The following is a 21,866-nucleotide window of genomic DNA, read 5'->3' on the forward strand; positions in this document are numbered from 1 at the left end:
CTGCTATCGTTTTGAGAAAGTTTGCTTGTTATACAATTTAACAAATTGAGACTCATTCTCAACAAGCCTTAGCCACGCACTTCGTTTTAGCCATAGGAGATCGATCGAAAACGAGGTCTACATGGCAACCCCAGTTCGTGGCGGCGCAGGCAATGCGCCGTCGGCTTCAGCGCTCGCGTCCACGCGGCTCGCTCCATTCGCGCATTGGCTGTCTTCTGCGGCGTGCCGCAGCCCCCGCTCAGCCGTGGGGCTGGCGGTGTTGGTCGTTTTGAGCGCCGGTGCCCAGGCGCAGTCGCAGGCGACGGACCCGCAGGAAAAACGCCTGAGCGAAGTCACGGTTTCCGGCAAGCAGGACGGCAGCGCTCTGCCTGCGCTTGCCCCTGGCGCCCAGGTCGCCAAAGGGGCGGCGCTGGGGCTGCTGGGCAATGTGGATGTGATGGATGCTGCTTTCAACATCACCGCCTACTCCGAAGAGCTGATCCGCGACCAGAATGCGGCCACGCTGGCTGCCGTGCTGGAAAACGACTCCTCGGTGCGTTTCACCACCAATACCGGCCATGTCAACGAGAACTATGTGATTCGCGGCTTCGACGTCAATGCCAGCGAAGTGGCTTTCAACGGCCTGTACGGACTGGCGCCCGACAGCCATGTGCCGACCGAGATGATTGAGCGCGTGGAGCTGCTCAAGGGCCCGGGCGCGCTGCTCGGCGGCATGGCTCCCAATGGAGCGGTGGGCGGCGTGGTGAATGTGGTCAGCAAGAAGCCGCTGGCCGAGGATCTGACGCGGCTGACCACCACTTTCACCTCGGGCTCGCAGCTGCAGGAGCATGTGGATGTATCGCGGCGCTTCGGCCCCGAGCGTCGCCTGGGCATACGCTTTAACGGCGCGCTGTCCAGCGGGCAAACCGAGGTCGACGACCAAAAGCGCCGCCGCCGCCTGGGCGCCGTGGCGCTCGACTATCAGGGCGATCGCTTCACGCTGGGACTGGATGCCTATCACTACAAGGTGAATCTGGACAACGGCAGCCCGGTGATGGTGAGCTTTGGCAAGATGAAGAATCTGATCGGCGCGCCGGATGCCAGCAACAATCTGTTCCGCGGCGTCAACACCGAAGTGGAGAACAAGTCGGTGGCGCTGCGCGGCACCTTCGAGCTCAGCGACAGCTGGCAGCTGTACGGCAGCCTGGGCAAGGCCTGGCATGACTATGCCGGCCAGCCCACGGGCACACGTGTGGTGCTCAACGCCGTGGGAGATGGCTCTGCCGTGGGTCAGACCTATAACCTGCAGGGCTATACCAACAGCACGGCGCTGGACGCGGGTTTGCGCGGGCGCTTCAAGACCGGCGATGTGGGCCATCAGCTGGTGTTCTCGTTCAACGAGCTGCAGCAGCAAAGCGGGCGCGCGCTGCCCATCGTGGTCAGCAGCAGCTACACCACCAATATCTACGATCCGGTGCTGCCGGTTCTGGCCGGCCCGCGCAATGCCGTGCGCCAGGAAAACGACAATGTGATCCGCAGTCTTGCCGTGGCCGATACCCTGAGCCTGCTGCAGGACAGGCTGCAGCTGACGCTGGGCGCGCGCCACCAGCGCGTGAATCAGAAGATGAAGGGCTACGACGAGAGCGCCGTCACTCCCATGCTCGGCCTGGTGGCCAAGCCCTGGGGCGAGGATCTGTCCTTCTACGCCAACTACATCGAGGGGCTGAGCCCAGGCCTTGAGGTCGGCTCCACCTATGCCAATGCAGGCGAGGCATTCGCGCCCTACAAATCCAAACAGATGGAGGCGGGCGTGAAGTGGCGCCGCGCAGGCTGGACGAATACGCTGTCGCTGTTCCAGATCGAGAAGCCTTCGACCACCATCGATACGGCGGCCAATACCCTCAAGCTCAATGGCGAGCAGCGCAACCGCGGTGTGGAGTGGAATACCTTCGGCGCGCTGAGCTCCAGTTTGCGCGTATTGGGCGGCATCACGTACCTGCAGCCCAAGCTGACCAGCACCCAGGGCGGCTCCAACGACGGCCATGATGCGTTCGGAGCAGCACGCTGGGCGGCCAATCTGGCGGCGGACTGGGATGTTCCGGGCGTGGCCGGTCTGGCGCTGAACGCACGCCTGGTGCATACGGGCAAGCAGTGGGTCAACTCGGCCAACACTTTGCGTGCCCCGAGCTGGACGCGCTTTGATGTCGGCGCGCGCTACACCACGCGCGTTGCCGATAAGAAAGTGGTCTTGCGCGGTACGGTGGACAACGTCTTTGGGCGCAATTACTGGGCTGGAGCCTTTGCCGACAACTTCCTGATCGTGGGCGCACCGCGCACCGTGCGCATCAGCGCTGCTGTGGACTTCTGAGGCGGAGGAAGCATCAATGCATGAAAATCATCAAGGGTTGCCATTGCCATTGCGATTGCCATTGCCGGTGACAGGCCACAGGCCATCGGGCAAAGGCCTGCGTTCCTTGCTTGTTCCCGGCCTGCTGGCTGCGGCCAGCGTCGCCATCGCTAGTCCGGCCAGTGCTGCCGGTGCGGCCCGTCCCTTGCCGGCCGACACCGCTCAGAGTGCGGCCAAGGCGGCCGCCTCGCTGACGCTGGGGGAGCCGCTCTCCGGCAGGCTTGCGCCGGGACAGAGGCTGAGCCTGCAGCTGCAGGCACCGGCCGGTGCCGTGGTGCGCGGCAATCTGCAGGCGCTGGGCGTTGTGCTGGATGTGCAAACGCCTGACGGGCGCCATCTGCGGCGGCTGAGTCAGGGCGCAGGCGCCGATCACGCATTCACCTGGCAAAGCCGGGGCATGGCGAAGGAGCGTCTGGTGCTGCGCGCCGAGAAGGTCCAGCCCTATGCGTGGGCAGCAAACGGCGTGTCGGCGGCGCAGGACGGGCGCAGCGATGCTCCGACCTATGCTGCGCCCAGCCCTGGCGCCTACGAGCTGACGATCACCCAGGTGCTGGCGCCGTTGGCGGCTGGCCATGCGCCTGCGGCAGAGATCGAACCGGAGCCGCTGCGCAGCCCCAGGCTCAAGGCCTTGCAGGCGCGGCTGGCGCAGGGCGGCGACGGCCGCAGCTTCTGGCAGGAGATGCAACGCGAGGGAACGCCGCTGATCGAGCCCTGGGATGCCGAGCACCAGTTGGTGAGCTTTGTCTGGCGTGGCGCCGGGCAGTCCGTGCGGCTGTTCGGCAGTCCCTCGGGCAATCATGAGCCGCTGCAGCGCCTGGGAAGCAGCGATGTCTGGTGGGCCAGTTTCGTCATGCCCAGGGATGCGCGGCTCAGCTATGGTTTTGCGCCCGATGTGCCTGCGGTCTCGGCCGATGCCATGATTCAGCGCCGAGCCATTCTGTCCACCTTGCAGCGCGATCCGCTCAATCGCCAGAGCTGGGGGCGGTCTGCGGATCTGCAGGCGGTGCAGGATCGCTACGACGGGCGCTCAGTGCTGACACTGGCCAAGGCGCCGCCCCAACCCTGGAGCCAGTCCCGCGCCAGCGTGGCAACTGGCCAGTTGCAGCGTCACTGGCTGGGCAGCCAGGCACTGGGCAATGGGCGCGACATCTGGATCTACAAGCCGCAGGGCTGGCAGCAGGCCGATGCGGCTCAGCGTTCCCTGCTGGTGCTGTTCGACGCCCAGGCCTATCTGCGCCAGGTTCCCACGCCCGCCATCATCGACAACCTTATGGCCGACGGCCTGCTGCCTGCAACGGCCGTCGTGCTGGTGGCCAATGGCGCAGGCGACGCGCGCAGCCGCGAGCTGCCGCCCAATCCGGAGTTTGCCGACTTCATGGGCCGGCAACTCATGCCCTGGCTCAAGGCACAGGGCATAGCGGCAGGGGCGGAGCGCACGGTGATTGCAGGATCGAGCTATGGCGGCCTGGCTTCAAGCTATGTGGCGCTGCGCTATCCGCAGTGGTTTGGCAATGTGCTCAGTCTTTCGGGCTCCTACTGGTGGGCTCCCAAGGGCGAGCCGCCCAACTGGCTGGCCCGCCAATATCTGCAATCGCCGCAGCTGCCGATACGCTTTTACCTGGATGCCGGCATCTACGAGGGGACTCGTGGCGGGCAGGCAGGCATACGCGAAACCAGCCAGGAGCTGGGCGATGTGCTGCGTGCCAAGGGCAACAAGGTCGTGCAGCGTGTGCACAGCACCGGTCATGACTATGTGCACTGGCAGGGGTCGCTGGCCTGCGGGCTGCTGGCGCTGACGGGTCGTGAGCCATCGACCGAGGCGCTCAAGGAGCAGGTCGAACAGGCCTGCGGGCTCTGAGTCCGGGGAGCACAAAAAAAGGGGCCTGAGGCCCCTTTTTTGATTTTGGCCAGCAGCGCTTGTTCGCAAGCGCTCCAGGCTTTTTTATGCAAGCTTCTACTTGAGCTTGTGGCCGCATTCGCCGCAGAACAGGTCATTGGCGGCTACAGGGGCGCTGCAGGCGGGGCAGCTCGGCGCAGCCTGAGCCAGGCGGGCTTTCTCGGCGGCCTCTGCTTCGGCGCGGGCGCGGGCCGCTTCACGCTCGGCAGCCTGCTGCCTGGCCAGTTGCTCGGCTTCGGCTTGCTGACGTGCTTCTTCGGCAGCCTGGGCTGCGGCGCGCTCCTCAGCGGCCTTTTGCTGTGCTGCGCGCTCTGCGGCCTGGGCTTCGGCCCGCTGGCGTGCGGCCAGTTCCTGAGCTTCGGCAGCCGCACGTTCGCGTGCAGCTTGCTCGGTGGCCTCAGCTTCAGCCTTCAGACGGGCTGCTTCGGCCTCGGCACGCAGGCGTGCTGCCTCGGCTTCGCTACGCTGGCGGGCGGCAGCCTCTTCAGCGCTTTGACGTGCTTTGTCCGCCGCATCGGCGGCAGCACGCTCGCGCGCCTGCTGTTCGGCAAACGCCTGCTCGGTGGATACCGCCGTGGCGGCAGTCAGACCTGCGGCAGCTGCTGCTGCGCCAGCCGTTGCTGAGGCAGCGGTTGCTGCGCCAGCGCTGGCATTGCTGTCGGTGCCGGGCGGGGTGTCGGTGGCGGAGGGCTTGGCCGTGGCTTCCTGCAGGCGCTCGCTGGCAGCCTGCTTGGCGCGCTCGGCCGCAGCCATGGTGCGTTCTGCAGCAGCCATGGTCTGGGCCTTGGCTTCCTCGGCTTTTTTGCGCACATCGCCAATCAGGCTGTCCAGTGCACCCTCGGCTTCGGCGGGGTCCACGCTTTCACGAGCCTGCAGATAGATCAGATTCATGCCCATGATGGCCACCTGGGCCAGCAGTGCGCCCACTACGCAGTAGAGAACGCCCAGGCCGGCGATGAGGCCGGTGCTGCCGCCACTCATCATGCCCATGGGATTGAAGCCACCACCGTAGCCACGGCCGTAGCCGCCACCCATGAACATGCCGGCCATGGAGCCGGCATCTCCGGTAATGCTCATGGCCATCCCGGTCAGGGAGACGGTGGCAGGCACCAGTCCGGCGAACAGCATGAAGCAGACCAGGCCCAAAATGACATAGAGCACGACTTCCATCAGCACCACTTCGACCAGACGCTTGCGCGCGATGCTCAGCACATTGGCCAGAGCAGCCTTGACGGACAGGCCGCTCCACAGCGCAGGACCCATCAGCGGGCCGACGACCCAGATCATGGCGATCAGCAAGGCGGCGGCGACCAGCACCAGAATCGGGTGGGCCACAAAGGCCAGAATGCCGCCGAGCACGGGAATCTTGCAGATGAAGTAAATGACGGCAGCCAGCAGGTAGTAGGCCAGCGTGGCCACAAATATCGCCAGACCGACCAGCAGGAATTTGGGAAGGCACAGCAGACCGGCCGATGCCGCCGCCGAGAAGGAGCGTACGGGCTCGTTTCTGGCCTTGTCCATGAGCATGATGCCGACGCCTGAAGAGCCGGCCAGCAGCGCAATGACGGCCGCCAGCATGAAGATCAGGTACATGAAGAAGCCGGCCTTGACCAGCATCCAGGCCGCGCCCGCTATCAGTGCGCCGGTCAGCAGCAGTGTCAAGAAGCACAGCAGCAGCGGTCGCCACTGAGTCAGCCCTTCGGCGGCTCTGGCAAGGGTGGCAAAACGTATCTCTCCCAGGGGTTGCTCTCTCATTTTTCGTCCTGTCTTATGGTTGGGGCTGGCTGGTGTGGCGCGATGAGCCGCTGGCTGGCCGGGGTCAAAGCTTGCCGCGGATCTCGCCGGCTTCGATGGTGTAGCGCTCCACGCCGGCGGGCAGACCAGTATCGATCTTCTTGATGACAGTCACGGGTTTGCCGCCCTTGGACTGGGTGGTGCCAGTGGCGGTATTCACACGCCCGGCCTTGACATCCTCGTCGGACTGATCGACCACGATGCTGGACGAGCCCCGGTTGTCGGCCAGTTCATTGGCCAGCTCCTTGAGCACATTCATGGCCTGGGTGTATTCCTTGCGGCCCTTGGCGGCCAGCGGCATCTCCACGGTCAGGGCGGAGAAGCTGCGCATCTGGTGTGCCTGTCCCGACTGGGCATCGGCAATGCTGACGGTTCTGGTCTGCACCGGACCGGCCACGGCGCGCTGCCTGGCCGGCAGCTTCTGCATGGCTTGCACGGCCTGGGCCTGCATGCTTTGCGCCTGCTGGGTTTCCTGATCCAGAGCGGCCTGCAGACGCGCAAAGCGCTCGTTCTGCCCGCCCGACACAGCGGTTGCGGGCGCGCTGCCGCCGGGGCCGCAGCTGGGGTCTGCAGAATTGGTGACGCGCGAGAGCATGCAGCTCAGCGATGTGGAGGCATCTTGCAAGGTGGCGCAGCCGCCAAGCAGCGTTGCGGCGCAGGCCAGCACAGTGAGTTTGAGTTTTTTCATGGCTTTCAATCCAACAGGTCATCCAGCGATGGCGCGGTGTTTTTCTTGACTGCAGGTGTTCTTGCAGGGGCCGGCATGGGCGGTTTGCCAGATGCCGGGGCTGAGGACAGCTCCGGGTTGGCCGCCGGCGCGGGGGTGACGCTGACAGTGTCTGGGGTCGTCACCGCGGGGGCGACTGCGGTGGCGGGTGCGTTGTCTGCGGCGCCGGCAATCGTGGCATTTTCGGCAGGCGTCGCTTGCGCTGCGGTACTGCCGCCCAGCGGGCCGACCAGGGCGTCGGCCTTGGCCTTGTCTTCGGGGGATATCCCATCCTTGCCGGCTTGGGACGAACCGGATGCGCTATTGCCCGCGCCGCTCAGGCCCTTCATATTGCTTGCCATCATCACTCCGCCCGCAATGGCTGCGACCAGCAGTGCCAGCGCCACCCATTTGATCCAGGCATTGCTGCTGCGCACCGGCTCTTGGGGAAAGGCCGGTGTGCGGTCGTTGCGCGTCGCAAATGCGGCAGGTTCCGGCTGTGGCGGCCTTGGTGCGGGTGTATCCATGGCCTCGATCAAGGGCGGGGCCAGGCTTGCGCTGTCAACGGCCTGCGAGGCATCCAAAGGCATGGGCGGCGCAGTTGCCACCGCAGCATGGTTATCTCCGGGGCGCTCGAACACCATGCCGCAGCGTGTGCAGAAGCGGGCCTCGGGTTTGCAGACAGCCTGGCATTGGCTGCAGATTTTTTCAGCAGCAGTGATTGCCGCTTCCGGTTCTTGTCTGGCGCCGCAGCTCTTGCAGAACTTGGCAGTGGGAGAGAGCGGATTGCCGCATTGGGAACAATTCATGGTCTGCATTCGAGAAAAGAGTCCGCAGCAATGGCCGCTCGGCGGCATTGCTGCCTTGGCAATGCGTGGAATATGGGCCGGTTTCTGCGCATTGGCATGAACCGGTACGGACCCATGAAAAATGATTTGTATCTTAGCGGCGCATTTGCCGCAGCCTGTTGGATCGCTTTACGGGAATGTAAGCATGCTCGGCTTTGACAGCTTTTTGTCAGGCATGGCAATCCTTGAATGGGGTTGGGGTTTAGGGGGCTGCGCGCGGAGTTTCAGGGGATTTCTGGCGTAAGTGACTGATTTGAAAAGAACGCAATAAATCAGGTGCTTTATGGAAGCCGGGATTGCCGAGAAAAGCTCGAATCTCGAAATCTGTTTGATTTTTGCAAATGCTTCAAATGGTCGGGAGTGTTTTGCGCCGTAAAGATTTCAACGAAATACAGGCCTTGCCGAACCCCGGGAGTCAGCAAGGCGGGTAATCACTGCTGCGCAACCAGCGTCAGCAGCTCGATTTGCGGCGCCACGCCAAGGCGTATGGCAAAACCGGCCCACAGGCCTGCGCCGCTGCTGACCAGCAGCTTCATATTGCCGATTTGATATTCGCCGCGCACAAAACCGTTGTTGACGGGAGCCACCAGCCAGCGGTCCATGCCAAGAATCAGCCCGCCGTGGGTGTGGCCCGATATCTGCAGATTCACGCCCTTGCCCGCGTTGTCGCGCGCGAACTTGGGCTGGTGCGCCAGCAGAATATGAAACGGTGCGCCGGCCTTGCGGGCCTGGGCAGCAACCGCGTCCACATCGGGGGGGATGCCTTCGGCGACCTCGGGGTCGGCATTGTTGGGCGAGGTGCGGCCGAACACCGGGTCGCCGATGCCGGACAGGGCCAGCTTGCTGCCCTTGATGCTCAGCAGCTGCATGCGGTTTTCCAGCAGATTCAGGCCCAGGCGGCGGAACTCGGCCATCCAGGCGTTGTAGCCGCTGTAGTACTCGTGGTTGCCAGGTGCCGCCCAGACGCCGTAGCGCGCGCTCAAGGCGGCCAGCGGTGCCACATGGGCGCCGCTGGTGGCGACATCGCCGTCCACCATATCGCCGGGCAGCACGATCAGGTCGGGTGTGGTGGCCAGGGTGCGCTGCACGATGGTCTGCACATAGCTTGCATCATTGACCGGGCTGGCGTGGATATCGGCCAGCACGGCAATGCGCAGGCCCTGCAATGCGGCGGGCAGGTTCTGGACCGCGATCTGCTGCTCATGCACCCTGGGCGGCTGCAGGGCGTTGAAGACGCCGATGGCGCTCAGGCAGCCGGTCGCCACCACGGCGGCCGCGGTGAGTGCGGGAAGGTGCAGCAGCTGCGCCAGGCCGGTACGGCCCATGAGCCGGGCGATGAGCCACAGCAGATCGCGCAGCAGCACGAACAGCGCCAGCATCAGCAGCATGGCCAGAACCCAGCCGCCGGGCACCTGCAGGCGTGCCACCACGGCGTAGGGCAGGGCATTGGTCTGCACGGCCTTGAGCAGCAAGGCCGGCGCGATGCCCAGCAAGCTCGTGATCAAAACCGCCAGCAGGCGGCTCAGACGGGAGGTGCCGTTGAGACTGGAGACAGGCCACCAGAGCCAGAGAGCCAGAAGAGGGATGACGAAAGCAGCAGTCGAAACCATGGGAAGCAGAGAAATCAAAACACGACTTGCGCAAAACGGTTTCAGGCCGGGCGACGGCCTCAGAAGGCAGGCCGTTGTCGCATTCTTGTTTGCGTAAGTCCTACATAAATTGCCGCGAGCATAGCAAGCGTTGGTGTCCCCGCGATGAAAGCTGCTGCAGCCGCTGTCCCCGGCGCAACGCAGGGCGTTGAAAATGGCGCGGCACGGCTGCTTTTGCCATCACTGCGCAAGACCGGCCAAGGACGGGGATAATCCCAGCCCTTATGTCTTTGAAGATCAACTTCCCCGAGTCGCTCCCCGTATCCAGCCGTCGCCAGGAAATCATGGAGGCCATGGATCGCCATCAGGTCATCATCGTCTGTGGCGAGACCGGCTCGGGCAAGACCACGCAGCTGCCCAAGATCTCACTGGCGCTGGGCCGGGGCAGGCTCAATGCCGCGCCCGACGCCAACGGCCAGGTGCGAGGCCATCTGATCGGCCACACCCAGCCGCGCCGCATTGCCGCCAGCTCGGTGGCCAAGCGCATTGCCGAGGAGCTGAACACGCCGCTGGGCGAAGTGGTGGGCTACAAGGTGCGCTTTCAGGACACGCTGCAGAAGAACGCCTCCGTCAAGCTGATGACCGACGGCATCTTGCTGGCCGAGACCCAGACCGATCCGCTGCTCAAGGCCTATGACACGCTGATCATCGACGAGGCGCACGAGCGCAGCCTGAACATCGACTTTCTGCTCGGCTATCTCAAGCAGATCCTGCCCAAGCGCCCGGATCTGAAAGTGGTGGTCACGTCCGCCACGATCGATGCGGACCGCTTTGCCAAGCACTTCGAATCGAAGAGCGGTCCTGCGCCCGTGATCATGGTTTCGGGCCGCACCTATCCGGTGGAGATGCGCTATCGCCCGTTCGAGGGTGAAAAAGACAAGGATCTGAACGACGCCATTGCCGATGGCGTCGATGAGCTCTGGGCCGGCGGCAAGGGCGGCGACATCCTGATCTTCCTGCCCGGCGAGCGCGAGATTCGCGAAGCCGCCGACCATCTGCGCAAGCATCTGCAGCACTCGCCCACGCTGCGCAGCGCCGAGGTGCTGCCGCTGTTCTCGCGCCTGTCGCAGGCCGAGCAGGACCGTATCTTTGACGGCCATACGGGCCGGCGCATCGTGCTGGCCACCAATGTGGCCGAAACCTCGCTCACGGTGCCGGGTATTCGCTACGTGATCGACGCCGGTACGGCGCGTGTGAAGCGTTATTCCTTCCGCAGCAAGGTGGAGCAGCTTCTGGTCGAGCCGATCTCGCAGGCCGCCGCCAACCAGCGCGCGGGCCGTTGCGGCCGTGTGGCCAACGGCATCTGCATTCGCCTGTATGACGAAGAGAGCTTTGTCAGCCGCGACCGCTTCACCGACCCCGAAATCCTGCGCTCCTCGCTGGCCGGCGTGATCCTGCGCATGAAGTCGCTGGGTCTGGGCGATGTGGTGCATTTTCCCTTCCTTGAAGCGCCCTCGGGCCGCGCCATTGCCGACGGCTATCAGCTACTGGCCGAGCTGGGTGCGGTGGACGATCACGGCCATCTGCTGCCCATGGGCAAGGAGCTGTCGCGCCTGCCGCTGGATCCGCGCGTGGGCCGCATGATTCTGGAGGCGCGCGAGCGCCGCGCCTTGGCCGAGGTGCTGATCATTGCCTCGGCTCTGAGCGTGCAGGACGTGCGCGACCGGCCCATGGAAGCGCAGCAGCAGGCCGACCAGGCACATGCCAAGTTCGACGACGAGAAAAGCGAATTCAGCGGCTATCTGCGTTTGTGGAAATGGCTGTCGGATGCGCGCGGCGGCAAGGTCGTGGCCAAGAGCCGCAAGGAGATGGCGGCCCAGCACGCGCCTGCGGCCAAGCCCAGTGCGCGCAACCAGGCCTTCCTGCCCGTCAGCCAGCGTGCCAGCGGCGCGCAGCTCGAAGGCACGGTGGAGGAGCGGCTGGCGCTGTTCAACCCCGCCGAGCAGGCCCAACATGCCGAGGAGGCCGCGCACAAGATCAGCAACCGCCAGTGGGAGCAGCTGCTGCGCCAGAACTTCATCAATATCCGCCGCGTGCGCGAGTGGCGCGACATCCACTCTCAGCTGCTGACGGTGGTCAAGGAGCAGAAATGGCTGCTCAACAACGAGGCGGCGGGTTATGAGGCCGTGCACCTGTCCATGCTGTCGGGGCTGCTCGGCAATATTGGCTATCGTGCAGAGGAGAGCGAGAGCTATCTGGGTGCGCACGGCATCAAGTTTCACCCGCATCCCGGCGCCCACCTGAGCAAGAAGCCCGGTCGCTGGATCGTGGCGGCCGAGCAGGTCGAGACCTCGCGCCTGTACGGCCGCGGCATTGCGGCCATAGAGCCGCAGTGGCTGGAGGATGTGGGCGGCCATCTGCTCAAGAAGCAGCTGCTGGATCCGCACTGGAGCAAGAAGCAGGCCGATGTGGTGGCGCTGGAGCGCGCCACGCTCTACGGTCTGGTGGTCTACAACGGCCGCCGCGTGAGCTACGGCCGCGTCGATCCGCACGAGGCGCGCACTCTCTTCATCCGCCAGGCGCTGGTGGAGGGTGAGTGGGAAACCACGTGGCATTTCCTGCCCGCCAACCTCAAGCTCATGCGCAAGGTCGAGGAGCTGGAGCACAAGAGCCGCCGCCAGGACGTGCTGGTCGACGACGAGCTGATCTTTGCCTTCTACGACCAGCATCTGCCCAGGGATGTGTACAGCGGCGCGACCTTCGACAAGTGGTTCCGCGCCGAGAGCAGAAACCAGCCCGAGCTGCTGCGCCTGTCCAGGGACGAGCTGATGCGGCACGAGGCCGCAGGCATCACCACGGACAAATTTCCCAAGACCGTGAAGCTGGGCGGTGCCGATTGCAGCGCCAGCTATCTGCACAGCCCCGGCGACGCGCGCGACGGCATCACGGTCACCGTGCCGCTGTTCGTGCTCAACCAGGTGTCTGAGGAGCGTGCCGAGTGGCTGGTGCCGGGCATGCTCAAGGACAAGATTCAGGCGCTGCTCAAGAGCCTGCCCCAGCGCCCGCGCAGCCGTTTCGTGCCGCTGCCCGAGAGCGCGGCGCGGCTGGCCGAGCTGTTCACCGAGAGCGAGCGCTGGGCCCAGGGGGGGCTGATCGACGCCTTGCTCAAGCAGGTGCGCGACGAGACCTCGCTGGATGTGAAGCGCGCCGACTTCAAGCTGGACATGCTGAGCCCGCATCTGTTCATGAACTTCCGCATCACGGACGAGCATGGCCGCCAGCTGGGCCAGGGCCGCAATCTGGGCGCGCTCAAGGCCGAGTGGGGCGCCAAGGCACGCGGCGCTTTTCAGGCGCTTGCTTCATTAAAGGTAGCTGCTAGCGCAGGTGATACAAGCATTTCAGAGTCAAAAGTATCTGAAAATGTTAATAGACAAGCACAAGCAGCTCCTAAAAATGATAAGGCTGTGGCGGGCAAGCCGGCGCAGCCGCATGATGCGCGCTACAGGGACTGGAGCTTTGGCGAGCTGCCCGAGCTCATGGAAATCAAGAAGGGCGGCACCACGCTGATCGGCTTTCCGGCCCTGATCGACCATGGCGACGCCGTCGGCATCGAGGTCTTCGACGAACCCGAGGCGGCCGCCGCCAAGCACCGCGTGGGTCTGCGCCGGCTGTTCGCGCTGCAGATTCGCGATGCGCTCAAGTATCTGGAAAAGAACATTCCCGATCTGCAGAAGATGGCCGTGGCCTATATGCCGCTCGGAACGCAGGAGGAGCTGCGCGGCCAGATCATCGACGTGGCCATCGACCGCGCCTTTTTGCAGGAGCCGCTGCCGAGCAACGAGGCCGACTTCAAGCAGCGCGTGCAGGACGGCCGTGGGCGCCTTACGCTGATTGCCAACGAGGTGGCTCGCATGTCGGCCACGATCCTTGCCGAGTACGCGGCCGCCGCGCGCAAGATCAAGGACACGAAGAACGCGCCGGAGGCCACCAAGGACGCGAGCGAGCAGCTGCAAAAGCTGATGCCCAAGAACTTCATCGCCGTGGCTCCCTGGGCGCAGCTCGGTCATTACGCGCGCTACCTCAAGGCCATTACTTCGCGCCTGGACAAGTACCGGGCCGATCCGGCGCGCGATGCCGCCAAGCTCAAGGAGCTGCTGCCGCTGGAGCAGCGCTACTGGCGGCTGGTGGCCGAGCGCAAGGGCCAGGTCGATGCCCGAATGCAGGAGTACCGCTGGATGCTGGAGGAGCTGCGCGTGAGCTTTTTTGCCCAGGAGCTGCGCACGCCGTATCCGGTCAGCGCCAAGCGGCTGGACAAGGTCTGGGCGCAGCTGCAGCAGTGATGCTGGCCTGACGGCCCGACGAGTGCGGCCCTGCCTGTCTAGGCGGGCCGGCTTTCGCCCTGCAGCAGCGGATTGCGCGAAAACAGCTCCACCACCCAGTCCACAAAGGCGCGCACCTTGGCGCTGAGGTGCGAGTTGGGCGGATAGACCACGTAGATCGGCAGCAGAGGGTGCTTCCAGTCCTCCAGCACCCGCTGCAGCTGGCCGTTTTCCAGGTACTTGTGAATCTGGAAGCGGCTGAGCTGTCCTATGCCCTGGCCGGCGAGGATGGCGCTGATATAGGCATTGCCTTCGTTGATGCCCAGGTGGGCGGGACTGGCGATCTCTATCACTTCGCCGCCCTTGTGAAACTCCAGCGGATAGCGCCGCCCCGAGACCGGTGAGAAATAGATCACATTGCGATGTCCGGACTCCAGATCGCGCGGATGCTGGGGCGCGCCGTGGCGCTGCAGATAGTCGGGGGCGGCAACGGTGATGAATTCCAGATTGCCGATGCGGCGCGCCACCAGGGACTGGTCGGCCAGCTCGCCGCCGCGGATCACGCAGTCCACGTTGTCGCTGATCAGGTCCACGGTGCGATCGCTCACGCCCAGATCGATCTGTATCTCGGGGTAGCGGGACTGGAACTCGCTCAGATGGGGAATGATGAGCAGTCGCGCTACGGTCGTTCCCACATCCACGCGCAGGCGCCCGCGCGGCGTGGTGCGGGCCTGGCTGACGCTGGCCTCGAGATCGTCGAAGTCGGCGAGCAGGCGCACGGCACGGTCGTAATAGGCCGCACCGTCGGCGGTCACGGTGACACGACGCGTGGTACGGTTGAGCAGCTTCACGCGCAGGCGCTCTTCCAGCGCCTGCACATTCTTGGTCACACTGGCTTTTGGCATTTGCAGCGAATCGGCTGCACGCGTGAAAGTGCCGGCTTCCACGACCCGCGCGAAAATACGCATGGCCTGTATCTGATCCATGGGATCTCCTTGTCCTCGCGAAAACCCGGACTCGCCGAGGATGCGGGATTCTCACACACAGCTCACCCCGTCATTGTTCGAGAATTGGAAACAGTGTGGCCGCGTTTGCGGGGTTTATGCCGTCAATTGCTGTTGCTACATTTCTGTTCCATCACCCGGTCCTGTCCGGAAAATCCATGTCAAACACCAAAGCCACCGCATTGCAGCCGACTCCTCATACCGACACCACGATTTCCGTGGCCGACGGTGGGCTGGCCCATGTACGCCTGTATGGCGGCAAGCGGCGCGGCGAAGTGGTCCCGCTGGTGCTGCATTTCCATGGCGGCGCCTTTGTGGCCGGAGATCTGGACAACGGCTGCACCGTCGGCAGCTCGCTGGCGGCGGCTGGGGCCTGTGTGGTGTCGCTGGCCTATCCGCTGGCACCCGAGCATCCGTTTCCGCGTCCGCTGGAGCTGGGCTACGAGGTGCTGCTGTGGGCCTACAAGCAACGCACCAAGCTGGCCGGAAAGGGCGCTCCGCTCTATCTGGCCGGTGAAGAGGCCGGTGCCAATCTGGCGGCCGGCGTCTGCATGATGGCGCGCGACCAGCAGCAGCCGCCACTGGCCGGGCAGATTCTGATCTCTCCCATGCTGGACCCTTGCTCGGCCACGCCCTCGCAGCGTGCCGCTCAGGGCGAATCCGTCGAATGCAAATGGGCTTCTGGCTGGTGCCAATACCTGGGCGAGCCGCATGATGCGGAGCACCCCTATGCGGTGCCGGCGCGGGCCCGCCGTCTGGCGGGACTGCCGCCGACGCTGATTCTGGTCGGCGAGGCCGACCCCATGCGCGATGAGGCACTGAACTATGGCGCGCGGCTGGAAGCTGCCGGCCTGAGCGTGTATCGCCATGTGTTTGCAGAAGCGGGGCAATGGCCGCAGGCGCTGCTGGAGCAGCCGCCCGAGGCCTGCCCCTGCGCCGCGCAGCTGCAGGAGCAGTTGCGCCAGTTTTTCGAAACCACCCGATGTCGGCTCTGAGCTGATTTTGCGCTGCTGAGACAGCCAGCCTGATCCGACCCCGTGGGGCCGGATCGGCCCCCGCTACGCCTTTTTTTCCTGCATCTCATTCGATTCCTGGCCAAAGCGCTGGAAGGGATGAGTCATGCCTGCCGCCCAAAGAGCTGCTACCGCTTTCAACCCTTGAACCAAAGACATTGCCATGAACGAGCACTCCAAACTCTCCAATCGCCGCCGGTGGGCCGCTGCCGGCGTTGCCGCCGCCGTGATCGCCACCACTGCCGCCATGCTGGGCCTGCAGGCGTCGCACGCGGAGGCGCCGGCTGCGCAAGCCGCCGCGCCGGCCGTGCCGGTCTCGGCAGCCCAGGTCCTGCAGCAGGACGTGACGCTGTGGAACGAATTCTCCGGCCGCCTCGAAGCCGTGCAGCGCGTGGATGTGCAGCCGCGCGTCTCGGGCGCTGTGCAGGCCGTGCATTTCAAGGAAGGCGCGCTGGTCAGGGCCGGTGATCTGCTGTTCACCGTGGACCCGGCTCCCTATGTGGCAGAAGTCGATCGCGCCGAAGCCCAGGTGGTTGCTGCCAAGGCGCGCATGGCCTATACCCAGAGCGAGTCCGAGCGTGCCACGCGTCTGTGGGACGAGCGGGCGATCGCGCAAAAGGAATACGACGAGCGCGTGAATGCCCGGCGCGAGGCCGATGCGAATCTGCGCGCCGCACAGGCGGCGCTGCAGACCGCCAAGCTGAACCTGGGCTACACCCAGGTCAAGGCGCCGGTGAGCGGGCGCGTGGGCCGCATCGAAGTCACCGTGGGCAATCTCGTGAGCTCGGGGGCTGGAGCGCCGGTGCTGACCACCCTGGTGTCGGTGGACCCCATGTATGCCAGTTTCGACGCCGACGAGCAGATCGTGGCCCAGGCGCTGCAGGGGCTGCAGAGCGCAAGCCAGGGGCGCAGCACGCGTGCACTGATTGAAACCATTCCCGTGCAGATGGGGGTGGGCACCAGCGGCGGCACGCCCTATGCCGGTCATCTGCAGCTCATAGACAACCAGGTCGATGCCAAGAGCGGCACGGTGCGTGTGCGCGCCGTGTTCGGCAATGTGGACGGCACGCTCATGGCCGGCCAGTTCGCGCGCATCCGCATGGGCCAGCCCCAGACCACCCAGGCCGTGCTCATCAACGAGCGCGCCGTGGGCACGGACCAGAGCAAGAAGTTCGTGCTGGTGGTGGGCGAGGGCAACAAGGCCGAGTACCGGGAGGTGCAACTGGGCGCGCCGGTGGACGGCCTGCGTGTGGTCACTTCGGGCCTGAAGGCCGGCGAGCGCATCGTCGTCAACGGACTGCAGCGTGTGCGCCCCGGCGTGGTGGTCGCGCCCCAGGACGTGCCCATGAACGCCAAGGCCGAGCTGGCCGATGGCCGCAGCGCCGCCAAGCAACCTACGGTCTGAGAACCCTTAATCCTCCGACACCATGAACCTTTCCCGATTTTTCATCGACCGCCCGATCTTTGCGGGTGTGCTGTCGGTGCTCATCTTTCTCGCTGGCCTGATCGCCATGCGAACGCTGCCGATCTCGGAATACCCCGAGGTCGCTCCACCCTCGGTGGTGGTGCGCGCCCAGTACCCGGGCGCCAATCCCAAGGTGATTGCCGAAACCGTGGCCACGCCGCTGGAGGAATCCATCAACGGCGTGGAAGGCATGCTCTATATGGGCAGCCAGGCCACGACCGACGGCGTGATGACGCTGACCGTGACCTTCGCCTTGGGCACCGATCCCGACAAGGCGCAGCAGCTGGTGCAGAACCGCGTCTCCCAGGCCGAGCCGCGCCTGCCCGAGGAAGTGCGCCGCCTGGGCATCACCACGGTCAAGAGCGCGCCCGACCTGACCATGGTCGTGCACATGGTCTCGCCCAACGGCCGCTATGACATCGACTATCTGCGCAACTATGCCGTGCTCAATGTCAAGGACCGCCTGGCACGCATCCAGGGCGTGGGTCAGGTGCAGATCTTCGGCGGCGGCGACTATTCCATGCGTGCCTGGCTGGACCCGCAGAAGGTGGCGCAGCGCGGTCTCTCGGCTGCCGATGTGGTGGCTGCCATCCGCGGCCAGAACGTGCAGGCCGCGGCCGGCGTGGTCGGTGCCTCGCCCGGTCTGCCCGGCGTGGACATGCAGCTGTCCATCAATGCCCAGGGCCGCTTGCAGACCGAGGAAGAGTTCGGCGACATCATCGTCAAGACCGGCTCCGACGGCGCCGTGACACGCCTGCGCGACGTGGCAAGGCTGGAGCTGGGCGCGGCCGACTACTCGCTGCGCTCCCTGCTCAACAACGACCCCGCCGTGGGCATGGGCGTGTTTCAGGCCCCGGGCTCCAACGCCCTGGAGATCTCGGCCAATGTGCGCTCCACCATGGCCGAGCTGCAAAAGCACATGCCCGAGGGCGTGGAGTTCCGCATCGCCTACGATCCCACGCAGTTCGTGCGTGCCTCCATCAAGTCCGTGATCCAGACCCTGCTGGAGGCCGTGGCCCTGGTCGTGGTGGTGGTGATTCTGTTCCTGCAGACCTGGCGCGCCTCCATCATTCCGCTGCTGGCCGTGCCGGTCTCGGTGGTGGGCACGTTTGCCGTGCTGCACCTGTTGGGCTTTTCCATCAATGCGCTGAGCCTGTTCGGCCTGGTGCTGGCCATCGGCATCGTGGTGGATGACGCCATCGTGGTGGTGGAGAACGTGGAGCGCAACATCGAGTCCGGCCTGTCGCCGCGCCAGGCCACCTACCGCGCCATGCAGGAGGTCAGCGGGCCCATCATCGCCATCGCCCTGGTGCTGGTGGCCGTGTTTGTGCCGCTGGCCTTCATCAGCGGCCTCACGGGCCAGTTCTACCGCCAGTTTGCGGTGACCATCGCCATCTCGACGGTGATCTCGGCCATCAACTCGCTGACCCTGTCGCCTGCGCTTTCCGCGCTGCTGCTGCGCGGCCACGATGCGCCCAAGGACGCGCTGACACGCGGCATGGAGCGGGTGCTGGGCGGCTTTTTCCGCCGTTTCAACGCCTTGTTTCGCCGCGGCTCCGATGCCTATAGCGGTGGTGTGCAGCGCGTCATCGGCCGCAAGGCGCTGATGCTGGTGATCTATGTCGTGCTGGTGGGCGCGACCTGGGGTCTGTTCAAGCTGGTGCCCGGCGGCTTTGTGCCGGCCCAGGACAAGCAGTACCTGGTCGGTTTTGCCCAGTTGCCCGATGGCGCCACGCTGGACCGCACGGAAGACGTGATCCGCCGCATGGGCGAGATCGTCAAGAACAATCCCAATGTGGAAGACGCCATCGCCTTCCCGGGCCTGTCCATCAACGGCTTCACCAACAGCTCCAACTCGGGCATCGTCTTTGTCACGCTCAAGCCCTTTGCCGAGCGCACGCATGCCGACCAGAGCGGCGGTGCTGTGGCGGGTCAGCTCAACCAGGCCTTTGGCAGCATCCAGGAAGCCTTAATCGCGATGTTTCCGCCACCGCCCGTGGCCGGCCTCGGAACCACCGGCGGCTTCAAGCTGCAGATCGAGGACCGTGCCTCGCTGGGCTACGACGCCATGGACGCGGCCGTGAAGGCCTTCATGGCCAAGGCCTACCAGACGCCGGAGCTGGCCGGCCTGTTCACCAGCTGGCAGGTCAACGTGCCCCAGCTCTATGCCGCCATTGACCGCACCAAGGCGCGCCAGCTCGGCGTGCCGGTGACCGATATCTTCGAGACGCTGCAGATCTATCTGGGCAGCCTGTATGCGAACGACTTCAACCAGTTCGGCCGCACCTACAGCGTGCGTGTCCAGGCCGATGCCGCCTACCGGGCGCGAGCCGAGGACGTGGGCCTGCTCAAGGTGCGCTCCACCACGGGCGAGATGGTGCCGCTGTCGGCGCTGATGAAGCTCGAACCCAGCTTCGGGCCCGAACGCGCCATGCGCTACAACGGCTTTTTGGCCGCCGACGTCAATGGCGGGCCCGCACCCGGCTTCTCCTCGGGCCAGGCCCAGGCAGCCGTCGAGCGCATTGCCGCCGAAACCCTGCCGCCCGGCATAGGCTTCGAGTGGACCGAGCTGACCTACCAGGAAATCCTGGCCGGCAATTCGGCCGTGCTGGTGTTCCCCATCGCCATCCTGCTGGTGTTCCTGGTGCTGGCGGCGCAGTACGAAAGCCTGACCCTGCCGATTGCCATCATCCTCATCGTGCCCATGGGCCTGTTGGCTGCCATGACCGGCGTGTGGCTGAGCGGCGGCGACAACAATGTGTTCACGCAGATCGGGCTCATCGTGCTGGTGGGGCTGTCGGCCAAGAACGCCATCCTGATCGTGGAGTTCGCCCGCGAGCTGGAATTTGCCGGTCGCACGCCCGTGCAGGCCGCCATCGAGGCCAGCCGCCTGCGCCTGCGCCCCATCCTCATGACCTCGCTGGCCTTTGTCATGGGCGTGCTGCCGCTGGTGCTGTCCACCGGCGCGGGTGCCGAGATGCGCAGCGCCATGGGCGTGGCGGTGTTCGCCGGCATGATCGGTGTGACGGCCTTCGGCCTGTTCCTCACGCCCGTGTTCTATGTGGTGCTGCGCCGCCTGGCCGGCAACCGTCCGCTGCAGCAGCATGGCAGCCATGTGGCGCCGATCAGCGAGCCGGGTCACGGCGCTTCGGCCCTGCCCATGCCTGCTGCGCCGCGCGGCCATGACGAATAAGCCCCAATCAACCATGGATTCCGATATGAAAACGATGCAAGGCATTCGATCCCTGATGCCGTCCCTGAGCGCGCTGACGGCAGCCCTGGTGCTGGCGGGTTGCGCCAGTGCGCCGCCCACGGTGGCCGAGCATGCCGGCGTTGCCGTGCCCGCAAGCTTCAGTGCCCAGGCCGCCGCCGCGGGCTGGACGCAGGCCGCCCCGGCCGAGGCCCAGCCGCGCGGTGCCTGGTGGCGGGTATTTGCCGACACCGAGCTCAGCGCTTTAGTGGAGCGTGCGGGTGATGCCAATACCGATGTGCAGACCGCTGCGGCACGCCTGGCCGAAGCCCGCGCGCTGCTGCGCTCGGCCGATGCGCAGCGCCAGCCGCAGATCGGTGCTGCGGGCGGTGCCGCGCGTCAGGCCGGTGCGAACACGGCGAACGGCATGCAACCCGCCACACTGGTCACGGCCGGCCTGAACTTCTCCTACGAAGCGGATCTGTTCGGCCGCCTGTCGCGGGCCAGCGAAGCGGCACGCGAGGATGCCAATGCACGCGAGGCCCTGCTGCAGAGCACGCGCCTGATGGTGCAGGCCGATGTGGCGCAGACTTACCTGCAGCTGCGTTCGCTGCAGACCGAGCGCCAGCTGGTCGAGCAAAGTCTGGCGGCCTATCGCGAGACGCTGACGCTGATCGAGAAGCGCTTTCGGGCCGGCGATGCAGCCGAGCTGGACGTGGCGCGCATGCAGACCGAGGTTTCGGCCACCGAGGCCGAGACACTGGCGCTGGAGCGCCAGCAGGCGGCCCTCACGCATGCACTGGCCGTGCTCGTGGGGGATGTCGCCACTGGCTTCACGCTGGCTTCGCAGCCTGTGCTGGCAACGCTGCCCGTAATTCCGGCAGGCGTGCCCGCGACGGTGCTGGCGCGCCGCCCCGATGTGTCGGCGGCCCAGGCTTCGGTGCTGGCGGCCCAGGCGCGCGTGGGCGTGGCCCAGGCTGCATGGTTTCCGGCCATCACGCTCACGGGCAATGGCGGCTATGCCTCGCCGGAGCTGGGCGATCTGTTCAAGTGGTCGGCGCGCTCCTGGGGCATAGGCGCCTTGCTGTCCCTGCCCATCTTCGACGGCGGCCAGCGCGCCGCGCAGGAGGAGGGGGCCCGCGCGCGCCTGGAGGCCGCCGTGGCGGCCCAGCGCGGCCAGGTACTCGCGGCCTTTCGGGATGTGGAGGATCAGCTCAGTGCCTTGCGCCTGCTCTCGGGCCAGGCCCGCGTGCTGGGGCAGGCCGTGCAGTCTTCCGAGCGGGCCACGCACCTCTCGGACGTGCGCTATCGCAACGGTCTGGTGAGCCAGCTGGAGCTGCTGGATGCACGCCGCAACGAGTTGCGCAACCGGCGCCAGGCCTTGCAGGTGCGTACCGCGCAGTACACGGCCACGGTGGCGCTGATTCGCGCGCTGGGCGGAGGCTGGGACAGCGGCGAGTCCGTGGCGGCAAGCAGCTGAGGCGAGAGCTGTCCTCTTCGTACTGGCGGCCTGTTCGCCGGCTTGTGACTCCTGCTGCTCAGTCAGCCGGTGCTTGCAGCGCCCGGACAGGCTTTGCGGTTTGATGGGCATCAAGGCAGGACTTGAGGCTCTGGCAGCGCGGGCGCCAGTGGTGCTAGATTCATTGACGGTCCAT

General features: G+C 65.5%; 12 protein-coding genes and 1 pseudogene. 7 read left to right on the top strand and 6 right to left on the bottom strand.

Annotation, left to right across the window (positions count from 1 at the left end):
* Positions 1-121 precede the first annotated feature (121 nt).
* A complete protein-coding gene (locus P353_RS13055; RefSeq protein WP_034369844.1) occupies positions 122-2,347 on the top strand; it encodes a TonB-dependent receptor in 2,226 nt (741 codons plus the stop codon).
* A 106-nt stretch (positions 2,348-2,453) separates the two neighbouring features.
* Positions 2,454-4,244, top strand: coding sequence for an enterochelin esterase domain-containing protein (locus P353_RS13060; protein ID WP_420093385.1), 1,791 nt, complete (start codon positions 2,454-2,456; stop codon positions 4,242-4,244).
* Positions 4,245-4,340: 96 nt separating this feature from the next.
* On the opposite strand, the gene P353_RS13065 is transcribed toward P353_RS13060, so the two are convergent.
* The 5 genes and pseudogenes from P353_RS13065 to P353_RS13080 form a co-directional block, all read right to left on the bottom strand.
* A complete protein-coding gene (locus P353_RS13065; RefSeq protein ID WP_034369848.1) occupies positions 4,341-6,038 on the bottom strand; it encodes a zinc ribbon domain-containing protein in 1,698 nt (565 codons plus the stop codon).
* A 64-nt stretch (positions 6,039-6,102) separates the two neighbouring features.
* The gene (locus P353_RS13070; RefSeq protein ID WP_034369850.1) at positions 6,103-6,765 is read right to left on the bottom strand and encodes a hypothetical protein; all 663 of its coding nucleotides are present in this window, start codon (positions 6,763-6,765) and stop codon (positions 6,103-6,105) included.
* A 5-nt stretch (positions 6,766-6,770) separates the two neighbouring features.
* On the bottom strand, positions 6,771-7,310 hold the full coding sequence (locus P353_RS13075) for a zinc ribbon domain-containing protein (RefSeq protein ID WP_232776485.1): 540 nt from the start codon (positions 7,308-7,310) through the stop codon (positions 6,771-6,773).
* 177 nt (positions 7,311-7,487) lie between these two features.
* Positions 7,488-7,640 (bottom strand): annotated as a pseudogene (locus tag P353_RS29920) (zinc ribbon domain-containing protein); the annotation flags it as partial.
* Between the two features lie 422 nt (positions 7,641-8,062).
* The gene (locus tag P353_RS13080; protein WP_034369852.1) at positions 8,063-9,241 is read right to left on the bottom strand and encodes a metallophosphoesterase; all 1,179 of its coding nucleotides are present in this window, start codon (positions 9,239-9,241) and stop codon (positions 8,063-8,065) included.
* Between the two features lie 263 nt (positions 9,242-9,504).
* On the opposite strand from P353_RS13080, the gene hrpA reads away from it, so the two are divergent.
* Entirely contained in the window at positions 9,505-13,560 is a 4,056-nt protein-coding gene (gene hrpA, locus P353_RS13085; protein WP_034369854.1) for an ATP-dependent RNA helicase HrpA, read from the top strand.
* A gap of 38 nt (positions 13,561-13,598) precedes the next feature.
* Here hrpA and P353_RS13090 read toward each other — a convergent pair whose 3' ends face one another.
* Complete coding sequence (locus P353_RS13090) at positions 13,599-14,525, bottom strand: LysR family transcriptional regulator (RefSeq protein WP_034369857.1); 927 nt, start codon at positions 14,523-14,525, stop codon at positions 13,599-13,601.
* A gap of 176 nt (positions 14,526-14,701) precedes the next feature.
* On the opposite strand from P353_RS13090, the gene P353_RS13095 reads away from it, so the two are divergent.
* The 4 genes from P353_RS13095 (at position 14,702) to P353_RS13110 (ending at position 21,691) form a co-directional block, all read left to right on the top strand.
* On the top strand, positions 14,702-15,538 hold the full coding sequence (locus tag P353_RS13095; protein ID WP_034369859.1) for an alpha/beta hydrolase: 837 nt from the start codon (positions 14,702-14,704) through the stop codon (positions 15,536-15,538).
* 181 nt (positions 15,539-15,719) lie between these two features.
* Positions 15,720-16,961, top strand: coding sequence for an efflux RND transporter periplasmic adaptor subunit (locus P353_RS13100; protein ID WP_034369861.1), 1,242 nt, complete (start codon positions 15,720-15,722; stop codon positions 16,959-16,961).
* A 22-nt stretch (positions 16,962-16,983) separates the two neighbouring features.
* Entirely contained in the window at positions 16,984-20,214 is a 3,231-nt protein-coding gene (locus P353_RS13105; RefSeq protein ID WP_034369863.1) for an efflux RND transporter permease subunit, read from the top strand.
* A 13-nt stretch (positions 20,215-20,227) separates the two neighbouring features.
* The gene (locus tag P353_RS13110) at positions 20,228-21,691 is read left to right on the top strand and encodes an efflux transporter outer membrane subunit (protein WP_052084845.1); all 1,464 of its coding nucleotides are present in this window, start codon (positions 20,228-20,230) and stop codon (positions 21,689-21,691) included.
* The last annotated feature ends 175 nt before the right edge of the window (positions 21,692-21,866 follow it).

This window comes from Comamonas testosteroni, assembly GCF_000761245.1.
Lineage (GTDB): Bacteria > Pseudomonadota > Gammaproteobacteria > Burkholderiales > Burkholderiaceae_C > Comamonas > Comamonas testosteroni_C.